Here is an 18,721-nt window from a genome sequence, read left to right on the forward strand (position 1 = left end):
AGGGGGCGCCAGCCATGTCGATTTCGCAAATTGACGATGGGCTTATGGTTCGAGCAACTGGGCCGCCAACTGCGCCACCGCCTCCTGTCGCTCGGTCTTCTCCGAACGCCGCTTGCTATTGAGACCCGACCACTCCGGATGCGCCCGCGCCTTGCGCAGGGCATCGGGTAGCTTGCCCTCGCGCCATTGCTTGTCCTCCGGCGATTGCAGGTGGATTGCCTCCACCGCCGCATGCCCGCGAGTCTGCAAGGCCGCCAGCAGTTGCCGCTGCCGCAGCGCCAGCAGACGCAGCACGCTGTCGTCCACCGACAACTCGCGGCTGCCCTTGAGCTTGCCCAGCAGGCGCTGGCCGTAATGGCCGACGGTCTGCCAGGCACCGCCGGCGAGGGCGCCCAGCGCAGTCGCCGCACCCAGCGTCAGGCCGCCCACCAGCAGATCGATCCCCGCTCCCGCCGCCGCACCGGCCGCGACTCCACCGCCGAGGCGAATGCCCAGTTGGCGCAGGGTTTCCGGGTTGAACAGGTCATCGCCCCAGCGGCCGTCCATCAACGGCAGGTCAGCCGCGCGGGCGTCGTCCTTGCGGAAGGCGTAGAGGCTGAGCAGCGCCTTCACGCAGCTGTCTTCGCGCTTGCGTACCTGGTTGCGCAACGTTTCAGTGGCGGCGCGCATGGCGGCATCGCCTGCCGGCACCAATTGGCGGCAGGCGGCGACATCCACCAGCAATTCGGCGATCAACCGCGCACCGGCCTCGCGGCGGGCGACAGCTTGTGCTTCGTGATCGGCCACCAGTCGATCCAGTTGCGGGCGCGCACGCTCCATCAACAGAGCAAGGCTTTCGTAGAGGCGGCGCTCACCGTCCAGCGGCGGCGCCACGCTGTCGAAGCGCACCAGCGCGTGCAGGCCGAGACGGGACAGCGCCTCGCGCCACTGCTCTTCGCGGTGCTGCGGGCTGGCGACGAAATTGAGCACCGGGAGCAACGGCCGGGCGCAGGCGGCCAGTACCGCCAGTTCGTCGCGGTACTTGGCCAGTACCGGCTCGCGGGCGTCGATCACGTAGAGGCCGGCGTCGGAGGCGAGCAACTGGCGCAGCACCTTGGCTTCCTGCTCGAAACGGCCGCGGGCTTCGCTACCGTCGAGGAAACGACGGAGTTTCTCCGGGCCATCCAGGCGCTCGCCGGGGCGCTCAAGGCCGTCGAGGAAATCGCGCAGGGCGATGGCGTCTTCCAGGCCCGGCGTGTCGTACAGCTCCAGCAGCGGCTCACCATCGACCGACAGACGTGCGCCTTCCACATGCCGCGTGGTACTGGGGCGATGGGAGACTTCGCCGAAGCCCACATCACGGGTCAGGGTCCGCAGCAGCGAGGTCTTGCCGACGTTGGTGTGGCCGACCACGGCCAGTTTCAGCGCATCAGTCATGCCCAGTCTCCAGCCAACCCAGCGGGGATGCCGAGGTGTGAGGCAAATTCAGCCGCTCGATGCCGGCGTGCCAATCGCCCAGGCGCTCGGCGTCCAGCGCTTCGCCCGGCGGCGCCTGCAGCAGCCAGACGCGAGTGGCGGCGGCGCAACGCGACAGTTCGGCGATCAACGCCAGGGTGCCGCGATCCGGCGAGCGGCGCGGGTCGCAGGCGATCACCAGGCGCGCTGACGGGTAGCGCGTCAGCTGCTCCAGCAGGCGGCGGCGCTGGGTACCGTCGTCGAGGTCGCCGGCATTGGCAATCCCTGCCGGCAGCTTCGGCGGCCAGTTGGGTCGGTCCAGCAGCTCGATGGAGACCAGCAGCGCGCCATCGGCAGTGGACACCGGCAACTGCGCTTGTGGCTCGACCAGCTCATCCGGTGCGGCATCGCTGACACCCAGCCGTTCGCTGGCGGGCATCAGGCGTTCGCGCAGCAGGGCGTAGCCGGGCAGCGAGACATCCAGCGCCAGCTGCGCGCGCCCGCGCTTCCAGCGCCACAGGCAGAGCAGCCAGAGCGCGCCGCGCAGCAGCACGCCATACACCAGCAGGATGCCCACCAGCCAACCGGCCCAGGCATGGCGAGCGTTTTCGCTGGCCACCAGGGCATCGCCACTCGCACGCACCAGTTCGGAGTCGGGCTGCGGGAAGCCGAGCAGCGACGGCAGCGCGCCGAGGCCGTGGGTCAGCGCAATGAAGGTATCGCCACCGAGGATCGTGGTCTCCCAGACGAAGCCGTAGCGCCGCGTCGCCAGCAGCGCCAGCATCACGCCCAGCGCACTGCTCAGCGCGACGAACCACAGGCCGTGGACCAGCAGGCCGAGCGCCCAGCGCGTGAGCTTCTGGCGATCCAACAGCACCAGCAACGCCGGCGCGAGCTGCGCCGCATGGGCATCGCGGGCGAGCTTGCCGCTCAGCCACAGCCACAGGCGCCCAAGCGCGCCGGCCGCCTCACCGCCGGCGAAGAAGGCCAGCGTCCAGCCAATGAGGGTAATCAGGTGCAGGCCGAGCAGGCTGGCCAGGGCCCAGAACACGTTGACCGGGCGCTGTCCGTCGCCCAGCGCGGCGAAGGCCAGGCCGCCGCCGGTGAACAGCGCCAGCGCCAGCAGCAGGTAGATCGACAGGCGCGCACCCTGGCTCCAGGTGCGCAAGGCGGCGCGCTGGCCATCGCGCTCGGCCAGCAGCAGCGCGCGGTGCTGAAGGCGCTGTGCGAGGTCGCCACCGCCAACGATGGCGCGGCGATTGGCCTCGCTGTCTTCCAGGGGACCAACCTGTTCCTCGCGCAGGCGCACGGCCTCGCACAGCCACAGGGATTGGAGGGCGGACTCGCTCACGGGTTCTCCGACAATCGGTATTCGCCAGCAAGGATAACCGCTGCTCGCCGTGGCGTCCCGGCGCCGCCGGTAACACCCTGCATCGTCAACCAAACCAAGGAGGGGCTCTCGCCAGGCGCGGGCGGGCTCAGACTCAGCCGATAGCACTGCCCCTATAAAAACAACAATGAGGCCTCGCCATGCTGCGCTCGCTGCTCAGTGCCTTGCCCCTGCTGCTCGCCGCCACCACCGCGGCGGCCGTGGAAACACCGCCGGTACGCCCTTCCGACTGGGGCCCGGACACCCCGCTGATGCAGGCCGTGCCGCCGCGCCAGCTGGACGCCAGTGTTAGCGCCCGGCAGTCCGCCAGCAATACCTCGCAACTGTGGATTAGCCAGACCGACTTCCGCCTGCACGACGACATCGGCTTCTTCATCCGCAAGATGCTGATCCAGATGAGCCCGGTGGCCGGCGCGGGCACGCCGCTGATGCTCGACGACCCGAAGTCCATGGTCGCGCGCATCCAGGCCGGGGACATCTTTGTCGCCGACGCCACCCTCGCCAGCCTGCTCAACGAAGAGCTGCGCAATGCCAATGCGCCAGTGCGTAACCTGAAACTCAGCACCCGCGCCGATGGCCAGGAAGTCCACGGCGAACTGCTGCGCAAGGGGCGTTGGCGGCCACTGCGGATGGTTACCGGGATCGAGCAGGCCGGCCCGCTGAAAGTGGCGCTGGTGCCGCAGCGGATCTACGTCGACAACGTGGACGTCACGCCCTCGCTGAGCGCCGCGTCCATCGAGATGTCCGAGGTGCTGCAACTGCACACCGCGCACATGCAGCTGATCGGCAACCGCATCCTGGTCGACCTCGACGGCCTGTTCCCGCCGCCGCGCCTGGACTTCACCGTGCGCAGCCTGAAGCTCGCCGATGGCGGCATGGACCTGCTGCTGGGCAGCGAGCTGGCCGAGCTGAAATGGCCGCAGCTCAAGGCGCCGAAAAGCTACATGTTCATCGAGGGCGGCGACATCAAGATGGCGCGGACCATCCTGGTGAAGGCCTACGCGCTGTTCACCAGCCTGAGCCCCGATGCCCCGCTGCTGTTCAACCTCTACGACTACCGGCGCCAGCTGCAGTACGGCGAAATCCGCCTGCGCGAGGACGGCATGGTGCATATCGCCGTCTCGCCGGTGAAGGCGCCCGCCCCGGAGGAGAAAGCCCTATGAGAACCCTCCTCGCTTCCTTGCTCCTGCTGGCGTTTGCCGGCAACGCCGCCGCCGAGAGCGCCATCGACAAGCAGCAGCGCGAACTGGGCGTGCTGCGCCAGGGCTGGTTCCAGCAGACGCCGCCGGCAGCGGACTTCAAGGCCAGCCGGCCGGGCGGCCTGCGCGACTCCGGCCAGGACGGCGTGGGCATCCTGCTGAACAACGTGGACCTCTATTTCCAGGGCGGCATCGGCTTCCACAGCCCGCAGCTCAAGGGCTGGCTGGTGCCGCTCAAGGCCGGCGAGCCCATCGACTTCGACCGCCCCCAGGACATGCGCATCAACGTCTCCGAGGGCGAGGTGATCCTCAGCCCCGAGCAGCTCGCCAACCTGTTCAACCAGCACATCCTCGATTACCCGGAGACCATGCTGCGCGGCTTCCAGCTGAGCGTCGAAGGCGACCGCCTGCTGGTCTCCGGCGAGGTCCAGCCGCTGGGCGTCGGGCCCTGGCTGCCGTTGCGGCTTTCCGGCACGGTGAAGCTCGACGGCGACAACCTCGACTACCGACCCGACAGCGTGAAGGTGCTCGGCGTGCCCAGCTACGGCGCCATGAGCCTGGTCGGCCTGCGCCTGGATTCGCTGGTGACCCTGGAGCGGCCCGGCGCGGTGCTGCAGGACAACGTGATGCACCTGAACTACCACCAGGTCTTCCCGCTGGTGGGCATCGATGGCCGCGTCGAATCCAGCTGGCTGGACGCCAAGGGACTGCACCTGAAGTTCGCGCCCAAGCCCGGCGCCGCTTCGCTGGCCTTCGAACCGCCGCGCCAGGCAGGGCCGTCCTATATCTGGCTGCAATCGGGGGACCTGAAGATCTTCGAGATCCTCATCACCTACTCGCAAGTGCTGCTCAAGGCCGAGCGGCCCGAGCAGACGCTGTCGTTCAACCTCAAGGACTATCGCAAGGTGCTCTCCACCGGCATCACCCAGGTCAACGAGGACGGCACCTTCTTCATGCGCGTTCCGCCAGCCGCCGGCCCCGCCGAGGGTGAGCGGCTGGTATCCTCTGGCACTGGGAGTTCCCACTGATGTTCAGCACTGGAGTCACGATGTCCGAAGCCCTGCCCCTGGCGATGATCGCCGCCCTTGCCGACAACCGTGTGATCGGCGTCGACAACCGCCTGCCCTGGCACCTGCCGCAGGACCTCAAGCACTTCAAGGCGATGACCCTGGGCAAGCCGGTGATCATGGGCCGCAAGACCTGGGATTCGCTGGGCCGCCCGCTGCCGGGCCGGCTGAACATCGTGGTCACCCGCCAGTCCGGACTGAAGCTGGAAGGCGCGGAAGTCTTCACCAGCCTCGACGCCGCCCTTGAGCGCGCCGCCGAATGGGCGAAGCAGGAAGAGGCCGAGGAACTGATGCTGATCGGCGGCGCGCAGCTGTATGGCGAGGCGCTGGAACGTGCCGAGCGGCTGTATCTGACCCGCGTGGGGTTGAGCCCAGCGGGTGATGCGCACTTCCCCGAAGTGGATGAAGCGCACTGGCACCTGGCTTCGAGCATCGAGCATGACGCCGAGGGCGAGACTCCGGCTTATGCGTTCGAGGTGTGGGAGCGGGCTTGATTGCTCAGCGTATTCAGAGCCCCTTCACCCCAGCCCTCTCCCAGAGGGAGAGGGAGCAGAATGTGCCGAGATGAATTCTGCGTTCCCTGGCCCCTCCGGCTCACTCAAAGCTTTCAAAGCGCACTGAACAGTCCCCTCTCCCTCTGAGCGGGGCGCGCAGCCAGGGTTAGGGTGAGGGAACGCCCAACTCCGAACCCACAAAGAAAAACGCCGCCCCGGGTCGCCCGGCGCGGCGTTTTTATTTACCTCAAGCCATCAGAACGCAAAGTGCTCCGCGTCCAGCCCCATCAGACAATCCGCCCCGCCCAGCAGCGCCTCGCGGTGCATGCTGGCGCGCGGCAGGATGCGCTTGATGTAGAACTCCGCGCTGGCGAGCTTGGCGCGGTAGAAGTCCGCGTCGCCCTCGCCGGCCGCCAGCTTCGCCTGGGCCACGCCGGCGGCCTGTACCCACAGGCCCGCCAGTAGCACGTAGGAGCAGTACTGCAGGAAGTCCACCGAGGTGGCGCCGATTTCCTGCGGGTCGCGCTGGCAGGCGGCGATCACTTCGCTGGTCAGGCTGCGCCATTCCAGCAGGCGTTGACGCACGGCTTCTGCCAGGCCGGCCAGTTCGGTACGGGCTCCCGCAGTCTCGCAGGCAGCCGCCAGCTCGCCGATCAACGCATTCAACTCCGTACCGCCGTCGCCCAGCAGCTTGCGACGGATCAGGTCGAGCGCCTGGATGCCGTTGGTGCCTTCGTAGATCTGGGTGATGCGGCTATCGCGCATCAGCTGCTCCATGCCCCACTCGCGGATGTAGCCGTGGCCGCCGTAGACCTGCACGCCGAGGCTGGATACCTCCTGGCCGACGTCGGTGAAGAACGACTTCACGATGGGGATCAGCAGCGCCGCGCGCTTGCTCGCGGCCTTGCGAGCGTCGGCCTCGGGATGGCCATGCTCCAGGTCCAGCTCCCGTGCGCAGAGCGCCGACACCATCCGGCAGCCCTCGGTCAGGGTCTTCTGGGTCAGCAGCATGCGCCGCACGTCCGGGTGGACGATGATCGGATCGGCGGCCTTGGACGGCTCCGCGGCGCCTGTCAGCGCGCGCGACTGCAGGCGTTCGCGAGCGTAGGCCAGCGCGCCTTGGCAGGAGCGCTCGGCGATGCCCAGGCCCTGCAGGCCGACCTGGAAGCGCGCGTCGTTCATCATGGTGAACATGCACGCCAACCCCTGGTTGGTCTGGCCGATCAGCCAGCCGGTGGCGCCGTCGAAGTTCATCACGCAGGTGGACGCACCCTTGATGCCCATCTTGTGTTCGATGGCGCCGCAGCTCAGGGAGTTGCGCGCACCTGGCGTGCCGTCGGCATTGGCGATGAACTTGGGTACGAGGAACAGGCTGATGCCCTTCACCCCGGCCGGCGCATCCGGCAGGCGCGCCAGCACCAGATGGACGATGTTCTCCGACAGGTCCTGTTCGCCGCCGCTGATGAAGATCTTGCTGCCGCTGACGCTGTAGGAGCCGTCAGCCTGCGGCTCGGCGCGGGTGCGCAGCAGCGCGAGGTCGGTGCCGGCCTGCGGCTCGGTGAGGCACATGGTGCCGGTCCACACGCCACTGACCATCTTCGCCAGGTAGTCGCGCTGAAGCTCCGGCGCGCCGTGCTTGTACAGCGCCAGCACCGCGCCCTCGGTCAGCCCGGAATAGACGCGGAAGGACAGCGAGGCAGCCATCAGCATCTCGTGGAAGCTGGCCGAAACCATCTGCGGGAAGCCCTGGCCACCGAACTCGGTCGGCCCGGTCATGCTCGCCCAGCCGTTGTCGCAGTACTGCTTGTACGCGTCGCGGAAGCCGTCCGGCGTGGTGACTTCGCCATTGAGCAAGGTCGCGCCCTGCTCGTCGCTGTTGCGGTTCAGCGGTGCGACCACTTCGCCGGTGTAGCGCGCGCCCTCTTCCAGCACGCCGTCGATCAGCTCGCGGTCGAGGCCGTTGCCCAGCAGCTCGCAGTGGGCGCTGACGTCGAACAGTTCGTGTAGGACGAAGCGCATGTCGCGCAAGGGTGCCTGGTAACTCATGTTCAATGCTCCTGTTTGACGTCGGCGAAGCGGCCATTGGCGGCGGCCAGGCGCTCGATCAGCGCGGCCGGCTGCCAGTGCGCGCCGTGCTCGCCGGCCAGGTCACGCAGGCGCGCCAGCACGCTCTGCAGGCCCTGGGCATCGGCCCAGGCCATTGGGCCGGACTTTTCCTTGGGGAAGCCATAACCATTGAGGTAAACAGTGTCGATGTCGGCGCTGGTGGAGGCGATGCCTTCGTCGAGGATCTTCGCGCCTTCGTTGACCAGGGCCAGCAGGCAGCGCTCGAGGATTTCCTCGGCACCGATATCGCGGCGGGCGTAGCCCAGGCGCTCGGATTCGCGCACCACCAGGGCGTCGACTTCCGGGTCATGCTCGGCCTGGCGGCTGCCCGGCTCGTAGTGATAGAAGCCGTTGCCGCTCTTCTGGCCGAAGCGGCCCATCTCGCACAGGCGGTTATCCACTTGCACGGTCGGCGCGTCCTGGCCCTTGCCGGCCAACTCGCGGGCGCGCCATTCGAGGTCGATGCCGACCACATCGAACATGCGGAACGGCCCCATGGCGAAACCGAAGCTTTGGATCGCCGCGTCCACCTGGTGCGGCAGCGAGCCTTCAAGGATCAACCGGCGCGATTCCTGGACGTACTTCTCCAGCATGCGGTTGCCGATGAAGCCGTGGCAGTTGCCGGCCACCACGCTGACCTTGCCCATGCGCTCGCCCAGTTCCAGCGCCGCTTCCAGCACGGCGGGCGCAGTCTTCGCACCGCGCACGATCTCCAGCAGCTTCATGATGTGCGCCGGGCTGAAGAAGTGCAGGCCGAGCACCTGGGACGGCCGCGAGGTCACCGCGGCGATGGCGTCGACGTCCAGGTAGGAGGTGTTGGAGGCCAGGATCGCCGAGGGTTTCAGCGCCGCGTCCAGCTCGCGGAAGATCGACTGCTTGAGTTCGAGGTTCTCGTATACCGCCTCGATCACCAGGTCCACTTCGCGGATCGCCGCGTAGTTCGCCACCTGCGAGATACGCGCGCGGCGGCGCGCCGCCTCGGCCTCGTCGATGCGGCCCTGGCGGACGTTGTGGGCGTAGGTGTCGGCCACGGCGCCGAGGGCCTGGGTCAGCATCTGCGGGTTGTTGTCCAGCCACAGGACCTGCACGCCGGCGTTCGCCAGGCACATGGCAATGCCCCGGCCCATGGTGCCGGCGCCGATGACGGCGGCGCTGGCGATGCGGATGTTCTGGCTCATGTTGTTCCTCTTGTCAGCCTGAAACGCTCGTTTGAAGACCACTCACCTTAGGGAAGGCGGTACTATTTTTGAAATTTTGAGTTGTGATAAGTGGCATTCAGCCGATGAATATGAATACGTTCGACCTCAACCTGCTGCGGGTGCTGGACGCGCTGCTGCGCGAGCGCAACGTCTCGCGCGCGGCTGAGCGCCTGTCACTGAGCCAGCCCGCGGTGAGCAACGCGCTGAACCGCCTGCGCGAGCTGCTCGATGATCCGCTGCTGGTGCGTGTCGGCCGGGCGATGCAGCCGACGCCCCGGGCGCTGGAGCTGGAAGCGCCGATCCGCGATGCGCTGCAGCGCATCGGCCAGAGCCTGGCCGGCGGCGACACCTTCGACCCCGCGCGCAGCCGCCAGCGCTTCACGATGGCGCTGACCGACTATGTGGAAGCGCTGTGCATGCCGCACCTGCTCGAAAGTCTGGGCAGCGCGGCGCCGGGCATGGGCCTGAGCATCCAGCACCTGACACCGACGCTACCGGCGGAGGCGCTGGACAAGGGCAACCTAGACCTCGTGCTGGGGCGCTTCGAAGAGTTGCCGGCGCGCTTCCAGCGTCGGCCGTGGGCGAGCGAAACGCTGCGCCTGCTGGCCCGGCGCGGGCATCCGCAGGTGAATGGAGGGATCGATCTGCAGACCTTCCTCGGTCAGCGGCACCTGTGGGTTTCCGGCGGGCAGACCAAGGGCATGGTCGACCAGTGGCTGGCCAGCCAGGGACTCAAGCGGGAGATCGCCTACACCACGCCCAACTACCTGCAGGCGGCGCACCTGGTGGCCAGCACCGATCTGCTGACGGTGCTGCCAACACGGCTCGCCACCTATTTCGCGGAACTGCTGCCGTTGCAGGTGCTGGAGCTGCCGTTCGATGTAGGGCAGTTCCACCTGGAGCTGGTGTACCTCGCCCAGCGCGAGCGGGATGCGGCGTTGCAGTGGTTGGTCGAGCGGATCATCGAGGCGGCGCCGGATTGAGGGCGGGGCACGCAAATGTGAACCTTGCGCCCGGGGGCTACCCTCACCCCCGCCCTCTCCCAGAGGGAGAGGGAGCTGTCCGCACCGGCTGATGGCACGGTTACAGCCGGCACGCTCCAGTCCCCTCTCCCTCTGGGAGAGGGTTAGGGCGAGGGAAGGGCGGGCGGTGTGCAGAAGAAAGCAGAAACGCGCCCGGAGGCGCGTTTTGTGGGGATCAGAAGCGATCGCGAACGATCGTCTCTTCCAGCGGCAGACGACCGATGCGCGGCTTGGCTTCCACCGCCTGTTTACCGACGGCGATCATCAGGCCGATGGCATGGCTGGCCGGCAGGTTGATCAGCTTGCCCACGGCGTCGAAGTCGAAACCGACCATCGGTACGCTGTCCAGGCCACGGCCACGGGCTGCGAGCATCAGGGTCTGGGCCACCAGGCCGCAGCTGCGCATGGCTTCGTCGCGCTGGGTCTGCGGCTTGCCTCTGTAGTAGCCGTCGATGGCGCCGACCATGTAGTTCTTCACTTCGACCGGGGCGCCGTCCCACACGCGCTCGGCGTTCTGCTCCCAGCTATCGACCTGCGCACAGACGATCACCAGCATCGAAGCCTCGGTCATCTGCACCTGGTCCCAGCCCGCCGCGCGGATCTGCGCGCGCAGTTGCGGGTCACTGACTTCCACCAGGCGCACGTGCTGCAGGTTGAAGGAAGTGGGCGCGAGCAGCGCCTGTTGCAGCAGGTCGTCCTTCTCTTCACGGCTCATCACGTAGGAAGTATCGAAACCGCGGATGGAACGGCGGCTGCGGATGGCGTCTTCGATCAGCATGGAAAATCCTCTGGCTGGCATGGGCGGGAATGGCGCGCATGGTAAGCCGAGAGGCGGCCGCGTTGCAGAGCGGCATATCGATAATGTCTATCCGATGCCTCGATAGAACGAGGCCCGCCAGGACCGGCGGGCTCCGACGCGAGGGTCAGCTCTCCAGCGCTTCCACCGGCGCAGCCGTGGTTTGGCGCTGCTTGGGTGAGGTGAAGGTCAGGTAGCCGTCCTCGACCTTGCCGAAACGCAGCAGGGCCAGGTCCAGCGCGTAGTTCTGGTAGAGCTTCCACGGCGTGCGGTCGCCCTGCTTGGGCATGCGGTCGGCGGCACGCTGGATGTAGCCGGAATTGAGGTTGAGGAAGGGTTCTTCCTTCACCGATCCGTCGGTCTGGCGCGGCGTGCACTGGCGCATGCCGATGGCGTCCAGGTGGTTGATCAGACGGCAGAAGTACTCGCTGGACAGGTCGGCCTTGAGCGTCCAGCTGGCATTGGTGTAGCCGACGATGGCGGCGAGGTTGGGCAGGTCGCGCAGCATGATGCCGCGGTAGCCCATGCTCTGGGTGACCTCGAAGGGCTTGCCGTCGATGGCCAGTTCGGCACCGCCGAACATCACCAGGTCCAGCCCGGTGGCGGTGACGATGACGTCCGCCTCCAGCACCTGCCCGGACTTCAGCACGATGCCCTTTTCGCTGAAGCGCTCGATATGGTCGGTGACCACGGAGGCGCGGCCCTGGCGCAGCACCTTGAACAGGTCGCCGTCCGGCACGCAGCACACGCGCTCATCCCACGGCTTGTAGCGCGGGCTGAAGTGGCGCATGTCGAAGTCCTTGCCCAGCTGCAGGTTGGCCAGCTTGAGCATCAACTTGCGCACCGCGCCGGGGAACATTTTGGAGGCCATGAAGAAGATCATCTGCATGGTCACGTTGCGCGCCCGCGCCTGGCGATACACCCATTTCTCCGGCAGGAAGTTGCGCAGGAAGTTGGAGATCGGGTCCTTCGCCGGCAGGGTGATCACATACGACGGCGAGCGCTGCAGCATGGTGACGTGGGCAGCCTTGTCGGTCAGCGAAGGGATCAGCGTGACGGCGGTGGCACCGCTGCCGATCACCACGATGCGCTTGCCGCTGTAGTCGAAATTCTCCGGCCACAGCTGCGGGTGGATGACCTGCCCGCCAAAGCTTTCGCGGCCCGGGAAGTCCGGGGTGTAGCCGGCGTCGTAGCGGTAGTAGCCGGTGCACATGAAGAGGAATTGCGCACTCATGCGCACGGGCTCCTCTTCGTCGCCGCGCTGCACGCTGAGGTTCCAGCGCGCGGTGTTGCTGTCCCAGTCGGCCTTGAGCACGCGGTGGCGGTAGCGCACCTTGTCCTCGACGCGGTACTCGCGGGCGGTTTCGCGGATGTAGTTGAGGATCGACGGGCCGTCTGCGATGGCCTTGGGATCGGTCCAGGGCTTGAAGTTGTAGCCCAGGGTGTACATGTCCGAGTCGGAGCGGATGCCCGGGTAGCGGAACAGGTCCCAGGTGCCACCCATGGCCTCGCGGCCTTCGAGGATGGCGTAGGACTTGCCAGGGCATTGCTTCTGCAGGTGACAGGCGGCGCCAATGCCGGACAGGCCGGCGCCGATGATCAGTACATCCAGGTGCTCGACGGACATGCTTGGGGCTCCTCGGCCGTTAGGCAGGCAGTGCCTGGTGAGTCTAGGAGGAATTTCCTCCCCTCACCCTACAAGCAGCCCGGGCGGCATCACGCCGACCTTTAGTCGTGCGTGGCGCCGCCGAATTCAGGCGTTCAGAGCTGCGCCTGTACCCAGTCGCGCACCTGGGCGTAGGGGTAGTCTTCCAGCGTGGCGTAGCCCGGCAATCCACGCGCGCGCATGCGGGTGAAGGCCGGCACGCTGATGCCACAGAGGAAGCGCGTGATGCAGTCGGCGCTGGGCGCAGTACCTCGGGCACTGCGGTACTTCTCCAGGAAGGCGTCGCATCGGTTGTGCAGCGACTGGCCATCCAGAGCCGGCAGTGCAGGCGGCTCCGGCAGGCGGGCGACATGGCCGGCGCACACCGAACAGTGACCACACTGGCGCGGCGCCTGCTGGTCGCCGAAGTACTGGGCGAGGCGCCAGCTCAGGCAGTCCGAGCTGCCCAGCAGATCGAGCATGGCGCCGATGCGGGCGATCTCGCTTTCCTCGTGGCGCTTGAAGTAACCGTGCAGCTCCTCGCTCAACTTATCCACAACGAAGGAGGCGTCACGCACCGAGTACACCTCGGTCATCTGCTTGCTCTCCAGCTCCACCCAGCCGCGCTCCTGGAAGTAATCCAGCGCCTTCACCACCCGTGAGCGCTCGGCGCCATGGCGGCTGTAGAGCGTGTCGAAATCCAGGGTCGCCCAGGTTCGCGCGCGGGCCGAAGTGGTGAGGATGGCTTCGACGAACTGCCGCCGCTCACCCTCAAAGTGGCTCAGCAGTGCAGAGGAATCGATCAGCAGCTTGTAGCGATATTCGGCGAAATAGGCGAAGCGTGGCGCGATGATGCCGCGCAGCTCCAGCTGCACCAACAGCGTCTTGAGCGGCAGCTGGCGGATGTTCGACTGGTCCGACAGCGGCACCAGCATGGTTTCCCATTGGCCATTCGGCGCCTGGCGGATTTCCTCCAGTACGTTGCGGATACCCTCGCGCTCGGGTGTGTCACCGTAGACGAAGTTCTCCAGCACGTTGAGGCTGTCGCGGTTGGCCAGCACCAGGCATTCCGAGCGCTGGCCGTCGCGCCCGGCGCGGCCGATTTCCTGGCTGTAGTTCTCCAGCGACTTGGGCAAGTCGTAGTGCACCACCTGGCGGATGTCGCTCTTGTCGATGCCCATGCCAAAGGCGATGGTGGCGACGATGCAGTTCAGCCGGCCCTCCATGAAGCGGCGCTGGATGCCCTCGCGCTCCGGGTGTTCCATCCCGGCGTGGTAGGCAAAGGCGGGAATACCGCGCTCGGCCAGATGCGCGGCGATCTCCTCGGCGGTCTTTTGCTGGGTGACGTAGACGATGGCCGGCCTGCCCGGACGCTCGCGCAGCCACTCCACCAGCCGGGCACGGCGAGCAGCGCTGGAGATCGGCTCCACCTGCAATTCCAGGTTTGCACGGTAGAAGCCGGTGGTGACCACGTCGCTCTCGGCGATGGCGAACTTGCTGCGCATGTCGGCGATCACCGCCGGTGTCGCCGTGGCAGTGAGCAGCAGCACCTGGGGAATGCGGAACTGCTTCTGGTAGTCCGGCAGCTTCAGGTAATCGGGGCGGAAGTTGTGGCCCCACTCCGAGATGCAGTGCGCCTCGTCCACCACCAGCAGGGAAATCGGCACCTCGCTGATGAAGTGGCGGAAGCGCTCGTTCTTCAGGCGCTCGACCGAAATCATCAGCACCTTCAGCTCGCCGCTACGCGCGCGGGCCATGGTCTGTGCGGTCTGCTCGCGGCTCTGCGCCGAATCGATGCTCGCGGCGGCGATGCCGTGGCGGGCGAGGAAGGCGAGCTGGTCCTGCATCAGCGCCAGCAGCGGCGAGACCACCAGTGTCAGCTGCGGCAGCAGCAGCGCCGGCAGCTGGTAGCACAGCGACTTGCCCGAGCCGGTGGGGAAGATCGCGGCAGCCGAACGCCCGGCAAGCACAGCGCTGACCGCCGCCTCCTGGCCGGGGCGGAACTGGCGAAAGCCGAAGACGCGTTCGAGGGTGTCGTGCATTAGGGAGTACTCCATTACCTATCATGCGAAACCCATGCTAGGGACATGGATTGTAGGAGCGAGCTTGCTCGCGAACAGCCCAACTCCGGTTCGCGAGGCCGAATCCGTTCCCTACGGCTGACGGCATTCCCCACATCCCTGTGGGTCACAAGCTCGCTCCTACGAAGAGCACCTCGGAGCAGGACCGTTCCCAGGCACCAATGAAAAAGCCGCCCGAAGGCGGCTCTTTCCAGAACAGGCTCACTTACAGCTGCGGGCCGGCGTTCTTGATGGCGTCGCTCACGTCGAACTTCTTGAAGTTCTCGATGAACTTGCTGGCCAGGCCCTTGGCGGCTTCGTCGTAGGCAGCCTTGTCTTCCCAGGTGTTGCGCGGGTTGAGCAGGTTGGTCTCGACGCCCGGAACGACCTTCGGTACGTCCAGGTTGATGATGTCCAGGTGCTCGGTCTCGGCACCGATCAGAGCGCCGCTCTGGATGGCAGCGATCACGCCACGGGTGGTCGGGATGTTGAAGCGCTTGCCGACGCCGTAGCCACCGCCGGTCCAGCCGGTGTTGACCAGGTAGACCTTGGAACCGAAGGCCTGGATGCGCTTGATCAGCAGTTCGGCGTAAACACCGGCCGGGCGCGGGAAGAAGGGTGCGCCGAAGCAGGTGGAGAAGGTCGACTTGATGCCGCCGCCCGAACCCATTTCGGTGGAACCGACCAGCGCGGTGTAGCCGGACAGGAAGTGGTAGGCCGCCTGCTCGTTGTTCAGGATCGACACCGGCGGCAGAACGCCGGTCAGGTCGCAGGTCAGGAAGATCACGGCATTGGGCTCGCCGCCGAGGTTCTTCTCGGAACGCTTCTCGACGTTTTCCAGCGGGTAGGCCGCGCGGGAGTTCTGGGTCAGGCTGTCATCGGCGTAGTTCGGGGTGCGGTTTTCGTCGAGGACGACGTTTTCCAGCACCGCGCCGAACTTGATGGCTTTCCAGATGACCGGCTCGTTCTTCTCGGACAGGTCAATGCACTTGGCGTAGCAGCCGCCTTCGATGTTGAAGACAACGCCTTCGCCCCAACCGTGCTCGTCGTCGCCGATCAGGTAGCGGCTTTCGTCGGCGGACAGGGTGGTCTTGCCGGTGCCGGACAGGCCGAAGAACAGGGTCACGTCGCCGGCTTCACCGATGTTGGCGGCGCAGTGCATCGGCAGCACGTCTTTTTCCGGCAGCAGGTAGTTCTGCACGCCGAACATGGCCTTCTTCATTTCACCGGCGTAGCGCATGCCGGCGATCAGCACTTTCTTCTGCGCGAAGTTGAGGATCACGCAGCCATCGGAGTTGGTGCCGTCACGCTCGGGCACGCACTCGAAGTTGGCGACGTTGAGCACCTGCCACTCTTCGCGGCCGGCCGGGTTGTACTGCTCGGGCTCGATGAACAGCGCGCGGCCGAACAGGTTCTGCCAGGCAGTGGCGGTGGTCATCTTGACGGCCAGGTAGTGATCCGCGGCGGAACCTACATGAACGTGGGAGACGAAGTGTTCCTGGGCGTTATTGAACGCCTGGACACGGTCCCACAGGGCATCGAACTTGTCGGCCGGGAACGGACGGTTGATGGCGCCCCATGCGATGGAATCCTTGCTGCCCGGCTCTTCGACGATGAAACGGTCGGCAGGCGAGCGGCCGGTGCGGTGGCCGGTTTTCACGACCAGCGAGCCGTTGTCGGCGAGTTCGCCTTCGCCGCGGCGAATGGCTTCTTCAACCAGTTGGGCAACGCTGATATCGGTGTAAACGGCTTTGTTGGCTTGCGTCATGTGGGTCCCCGTCGGCCGAAGCCGAGTCCTCCAAACATTGCGTAGTGACTTCTGATTCCCACTACCGCGGAAAAAAGTCGCGGGATTATGCCAGAAAAGAACTGTTCTCGTGCAGCCTCTGATCCGGCGATAGCGCCATTGGTTCGTCTATCGGACAAATCGAAGCGGTCAATGGCGAGTTTCTGACGGCGTCTGGCTTCCGCCGCCCGAGAACAGCTGGGCAACGTCGGAGCCATCGAAACGGTAGCGCTGGTTGCAGAACTGGCAGTCGATGACGATTTCGCCATCCTCTTCGGCCAGCAGACGCTCGGCGTCTTCCTGCCCAAGACTGACCAGCGCATTGGCCGAGCGTTCCCGAGAGCAGCTGCAGCGGAACACCAGCGGCTGCGCCTCGAACAGGCGCACGTCGTCTTCGTGGTACAGGCGATGCAGCACGGTGGGGTTGTCCAGGCCCAGCAGCTCCTCGGCGGTGAGGGTGTCGGCCAGGGTGGTGACGTGCTGCCAGCTGGCTTCGCGCGACTCGGTGTCGAGCTGGCGGTCCGCCGGCAACTGCTGCAGCAGCAAGCCACGGGCGCGGCGGCTGTCGGCGTTGAGCCAGAAGCGGGTCGGCAACTGCTCGGAGGTGGCGAAATAGGTCGACAGGCAGTCGGCCAGGGTCGCGCCCTCCAGCGGCACGATGCCCTGGTAGCGCTTGCCGTTCTTCGGATCGACGGTGAGCGTCAGCACGCCATGGGGCATCAGCTCGGCGAGGCCGGCGGTATCGCCGATGGCCTCGGCGTCGTAGCGGGCAAGGCCACGCACTTCGCGAGCACTGGAACACTCCACCATCAGCAGCGGAACAGCGCCACTGGAGCGCGCCTGCAGCACCAGCAGGCCGTCGAACTTGAGGGTGCCGCAAAGTAGCGCGGCCGCGGCTAGCATTTCTCCCAGCAACTGGGCGACCGGCTGCGGATAGGGGTGCTTGGCCAGCACTTCGGCATAACTGCGGTCGAGCTCCACCAGCTCACCGCGAACATCGGTGTTGTCAAACAGGAAACGCTGACTTTGATCGATCTGAGACATGCTGGGCACAACGCTGCGATAGGCACAAATAAATGACAAGTTGATGGCAAAGGCCTATAAAGCGCGCTTTGTCGTATCCGGCAACCCGGAACCGTTGTCAGAAGGGGGAATCGATTTTATGGACAAAACCACGCCGTTCCAAGCCACCTGGTCCTGGAAGCCCTTCATCGCCTGTCACCTGATGGCCCTCGCCCTGCTCCTGCTGTGGCTCTGGGAGCCCTCCCGGTCGGCGATGGATCTGTTCGACTTCAGCCTGTTCAGCCTGCTCAACCAGCCGCTGGCGACCAACGAAGCCTGGCGCCTGACCTGGGCCGTGGCCAGCACCCGGCCGTTCGACCTGCTGGTCGGGATAATCCTGCTGCTGCTGATGATCCGTGGCGACTGGATCTTCAAGGCGACCCAGGTCCGCGCGGCGACCTTCGGCTTTCTATGTGCAGCGCTGGTGCTGGTGGTGGTGCGCATCCTCTACGCCAAGATCGCCCACAAGCTGGGCTGGCAGCATGCGAGCATTTCCAGCATTGCGCCGGATGCCGTGCGCCTGGAGCACTTCTTCCCGCAGTGGGAGGACACGCCCTTCGAGGTGAAGGACGAGTCGGCCCGCAGTTTCCCTGGCGACCACGCCTCGGTGCTGCTGATCTGGGCGCTGTTCCTCACCCTGTTCGCCCGCACCGCGCTGCAATGGGTGGTGGTCTGGAGCCTCGCGCTGCTGTTCATGCTGCCGCGCCTGGTAGCCGGTGCCCATTGGGGCCAGGACGACTACATTGGCGGCGTGCAGATGGCCCTGGTGGCCCTGGCCTGGGGCTGCTTCACGCCCTTCGCCGCCGTGGGCAGCGCCGCGCTGGTGCGCTGGACCGACCCGCTGTTCCGCCTGGCTGCGAAAGTCCCGCTGCTCAACCGCCTGAGCGTCGTCACCGCCTGACGAGCGGATGCCCCCCGGCGAGGCGCCTGCGGCCCTCGCCGGCTGCTCACTCCTGATCGCGGAAGCTGAATAACTGGCGGCGCTGCTTCTTGGTCGGCCGCCCGTCGGTCTGCACGCCCAGTGCGCCAGCCTTGCGCATCGCCGAGGCATCCTCGCGGCGCTTCACGCTGTCGGCGGTCTCCTCGTAGAGCAACTGCGCCTCAGGCGCGCCACGACGCACCATCGACAGCGCCTTCACCACGACGGTGCGCTCGTCGAAGCCGGTGCGGATCACGTATTCCTCGCCAACCTTGGGCTCCTTGCCCGGCTTGCAGCGCTCGCCCCGGCAATGCACCTTGCCACCGTCGATGGCCTCCTTGGCCAGGGAGCGGGTCTTGTAGAAGCGCGCCGCCCACAGCCACTTGTCCAGGCGGACCTTGTCGTCGTCTTTCTCGCTCACGTCACAACCTCGTCATGTGGGCCTGCGAGTGTACCGCGCACCCCGCTGGCGGGGCACAACCGGCCTGACTAGAATGCCGGCAAACGCCGGGGACGCCTGCCTTGAAGACTTTCGACCAGCT

Annotated in this window: 15 protein-coding genes; 5 read left to right on the forward strand and 10 right to left on the reverse strand. The window is 66.4% G+C overall.

Going from position 1 to position 18,721, the window contains the following annotated elements:
- Positions 1–42: 42 nt before the first annotated feature.
- Together A6723_RS03845 and A6723_RS03850 are read right to left on the reverse strand one after the other, a co-directional pair.
- The gene (locus A6723_RS03845) at positions 43–1,416 is read right to left on the reverse strand and encodes a GTPase/DUF3482 domain-containing protein (protein WP_054908074.1); all 1,374 of its coding nucleotides are present in this window, start codon (positions 1,414–1,416) and stop codon (positions 43–45) included.
- Positions 1,409–2,785, reverse strand: coding sequence for a DUF2868 domain-containing protein (locus A6723_RS03850; protein ID WP_082450605.1), 1,377 nt, complete (start codon positions 2,783–2,785; stop codon positions 1,409–1,411). The genes A6723_RS03845 and A6723_RS03850 overlap by 8 nt, the downstream gene beginning before the upstream one ends.
- Positions 2,786–2,964: 179 nt before the next feature.
- On the opposite strand from A6723_RS03850, the gene A6723_RS03855 reads away from it, so the two are divergent.
- Genes A6723_RS03855 through A6723_RS03865 form a run of 3 tightly spaced genes read left to right on the forward strand, consistent with a single transcriptional unit; the run spans position 2,965 to position 5,584 of the window.
- Positions 2,965–3,987 carry a hypothetical protein gene (locus A6723_RS03855; RefSeq protein WP_054908075.1) on the forward strand — a complete coding sequence of 341 codons (1,023 nt, stop codon included), beginning with the start codon at positions 2,965–2,967 and terminating at the stop codon, positions 3,985–3,987.
- The gene (locus A6723_RS03860; protein ID WP_054908076.1) at positions 3,984–5,051 is read left to right on the forward strand and encodes a hypothetical protein; all 1,068 of its coding nucleotides are present in this window, start codon (positions 3,984–3,986) and stop codon (positions 5,049–5,051) included. The genes A6723_RS03855 and A6723_RS03860 overlap by 4 nt, the downstream gene beginning before the upstream one ends.
- Before the next feature lie 20 nt (positions 5,052–5,071).
- Positions 5,072–5,584, forward strand: coding sequence for a dihydrofolate reductase (locus A6723_RS03865; protein ID WP_054908077.1), 513 nt, complete (start codon positions 5,072–5,074; stop codon positions 5,582–5,584).
- A gap of 255 nt (positions 5,585–5,839) precedes the next feature.
- Here A6723_RS03865 and A6723_RS03870 read toward each other — a convergent pair whose 3' ends face one another.
- Entirely contained in the window at positions 5,840–7,630 is a 1,791-nt protein-coding gene (locus A6723_RS03870; RefSeq protein ID WP_054908078.1) for an acyl-CoA dehydrogenase C-terminal domain-containing protein, read from the reverse strand.
- Positions 7,631–7,632: 2 nt separating this feature from the next.
- Positions 7,633–8,868 (reverse strand): 3-hydroxyacyl-CoA dehydrogenase, encoded by a 1,236-nt coding sequence (locus A6723_RS03875; RefSeq protein ID WP_054908079.1) that lies wholly within the window; start codon positions 8,866–8,868, stop codon positions 7,633–7,635.
- 104 nt (positions 8,869–8,972) lie between these two features.
- Between A6723_RS03875 and A6723_RS03880 the strand changes: the two genes are divergently transcribed.
- Positions 8,973–9,872, forward strand: coding sequence for a LysR family transcriptional regulator (locus A6723_RS03880; protein WP_054908080.1), 900 nt, complete (start codon positions 8,973–8,975; stop codon positions 9,870–9,872).
- A gap of 214 nt (positions 9,873–10,086) precedes the next feature.
- On the opposite strand, the gene A6723_RS03885 is transcribed toward A6723_RS03880, so the two are convergent.
- From A6723_RS03885 to hslO, 5 genes are all read right to left on the reverse strand, one after another.
- Entirely contained in the window at positions 10,087–10,689 is a 603-nt protein-coding gene (locus tag A6723_RS03885) for a nitroreductase family protein (RefSeq protein ID WP_054908081.1), read from the reverse strand.
- Between the two features lie 145 nt (positions 10,690–10,834).
- Positions 10,835–12,334 (reverse strand): NAD(P)/FAD-dependent oxidoreductase, encoded by a 1,500-nt coding sequence (locus A6723_RS03890; protein ID WP_054908082.1) that lies wholly within the window; start codon positions 12,332–12,334, stop codon positions 10,835–10,837.
- 134 nt (positions 12,335–12,468) lie between these two features.
- Positions 12,469–14,394 carry an ATP-dependent DNA helicase RecQ gene (locus A6723_RS03895; RefSeq protein WP_054908083.1) on the reverse strand — a complete coding sequence of 642 codons (1,926 nt, stop codon included), beginning with the start codon at positions 14,392–14,394 and terminating at the stop codon, positions 12,469–12,471.
- 244 nt (positions 14,395–14,638) lie between these two features.
- Complete coding sequence (locus A6723_RS03900) at positions 14,639–16,180, reverse strand: phosphoenolpyruvate carboxykinase (RefSeq protein WP_054908084.1); 1,542 nt, start codon at positions 16,178–16,180, stop codon at positions 14,639–14,641.
- A 168-nt stretch (positions 16,181–16,348) separates the two neighbouring features.
- A complete protein-coding gene (gene hslO, locus A6723_RS03905) occupies positions 16,349–17,242 on the reverse strand; it encodes an Hsp33 family molecular chaperone HslO (RefSeq protein ID WP_054908085.1) in 894 nt (297 codons plus the stop codon).
- Between the two features lie 118 nt (positions 17,243–17,360).
- Here hslO and A6723_RS03910 point away from each other — a divergent pair, with 118 nt between their 5' ends.
- Entirely contained in the window at positions 17,361–18,161 is an 801-nt protein-coding gene (locus A6723_RS03910) for a phosphatase PAP2 family protein (protein ID WP_054908086.1), read from the forward strand.
- 46 nt (positions 18,162–18,207) lie between these two features.
- Here A6723_RS03910 and A6723_RS03915 read toward each other — a convergent pair whose 3' ends face one another.
- Complete coding sequence (locus tag A6723_RS03915) at positions 18,208–18,600, reverse strand: RNA-binding S4 domain-containing protein (RefSeq protein ID WP_045215645.1); 393 nt, start codon at positions 18,598–18,600, stop codon at positions 18,208–18,210.
- Positions 18,601–18,721 lie beyond the last annotated feature (121 nt).

This window comes from Pseudomonas sp. AU11447 (assembly GCF_001672555.2).
GTDB lineage: Bacteria > Pseudomonadota > Gammaproteobacteria > Pseudomonadales > Pseudomonadaceae > Pseudomonas > Pseudomonas nitroreducens.

What these genes read in the sequence shown, in the direction of transcription:
- A6723_RS03870 (WP_054908078.1), bottom strand. Translation starts at nt 7,630, where the DNA reads ATGAGTTACCAGGCACCCTTGCGCGACATGCGCTTCGTCCTACACGAA.
- A6723_RS03900 (WP_054908084.1), bottom strand. Translation starts at nt 16,180, where the DNA reads ATGACGCAAGCCAACAAAGCCGTTTACACCGATATCAGCGTTGCCCAA.
- A6723_RS03890 (WP_054908082.1), bottom strand. Translation starts at nt 12,334, where the DNA reads ATGTCCGTCGAGCACCTGGATGTACTGATCATCGGCGCCGGCCTGTCC.
- A6723_RS03865 (WP_054908077.1), top strand. Translation starts at nt 5,072, where the DNA reads ATGTCCGAAGCCCTGCCCCTGGCGATGATCGCCGCCCTTGCCGACAAC.
- A6723_RS03910 (WP_054908086.1), top strand. Translation starts at nt 17,361, where the DNA reads ATGGACAAAACCACGCCGTTCCAAGCCACCTGGTCCTGGAAGCCCTTC.
- hslO (WP_054908085.1), bottom strand. Translation starts at nt 17,242, where the DNA reads ATGTCTCAGATCGATCAAAGTCAGCGTTTCCTGTTTGACAACACCGAT.
- A6723_RS03895 (WP_054908083.1), bottom strand. Translation starts at nt 14,394, where the DNA reads ATGCACGACACCCTCGAACGCGTCTTCGGCTTTCGCCAGTTCCGCCCC.
- A6723_RS03885 (WP_054908081.1), bottom strand. Translation starts at nt 10,689, where the DNA reads ATGCTGATCGAAGACGCCATCCGCAGCCGCCGTTCCATCCGCGGTTTC.
- A6723_RS03855 (WP_054908075.1), top strand. Translation starts at nt 2,965, where the DNA reads ATGCTGCGCTCGCTGCTCAGTGCCTTGCCCCTGCTGCTCGCCGCCACC.
- A6723_RS03880 (WP_054908080.1), top strand. Translation starts at nt 8,973, where the DNA reads ATGAATATGAATACGTTCGACCTCAACCTGCTGCGGGTGCTGGACGCG.
- A6723_RS03845 (WP_054908074.1), bottom strand. Translation starts at nt 1,416, where the DNA reads ATGACTGATGCGCTGAAACTGGCCGTGGTCGGCCACACCAACGTCGGC.
- A6723_RS03875 (WP_054908079.1), bottom strand. Translation starts at nt 8,868, where the DNA reads ATGAGCCAGAACATCCGCATCGCCAGCGCCGCCGTCATCGGCGCCGGC.
- A6723_RS03860 (WP_054908076.1), top strand. Translation starts at nt 3,984, where the DNA reads ATGAGAACCCTCCTCGCTTCCTTGCTCCTGCTGGCGTTTGCCGGCAAC.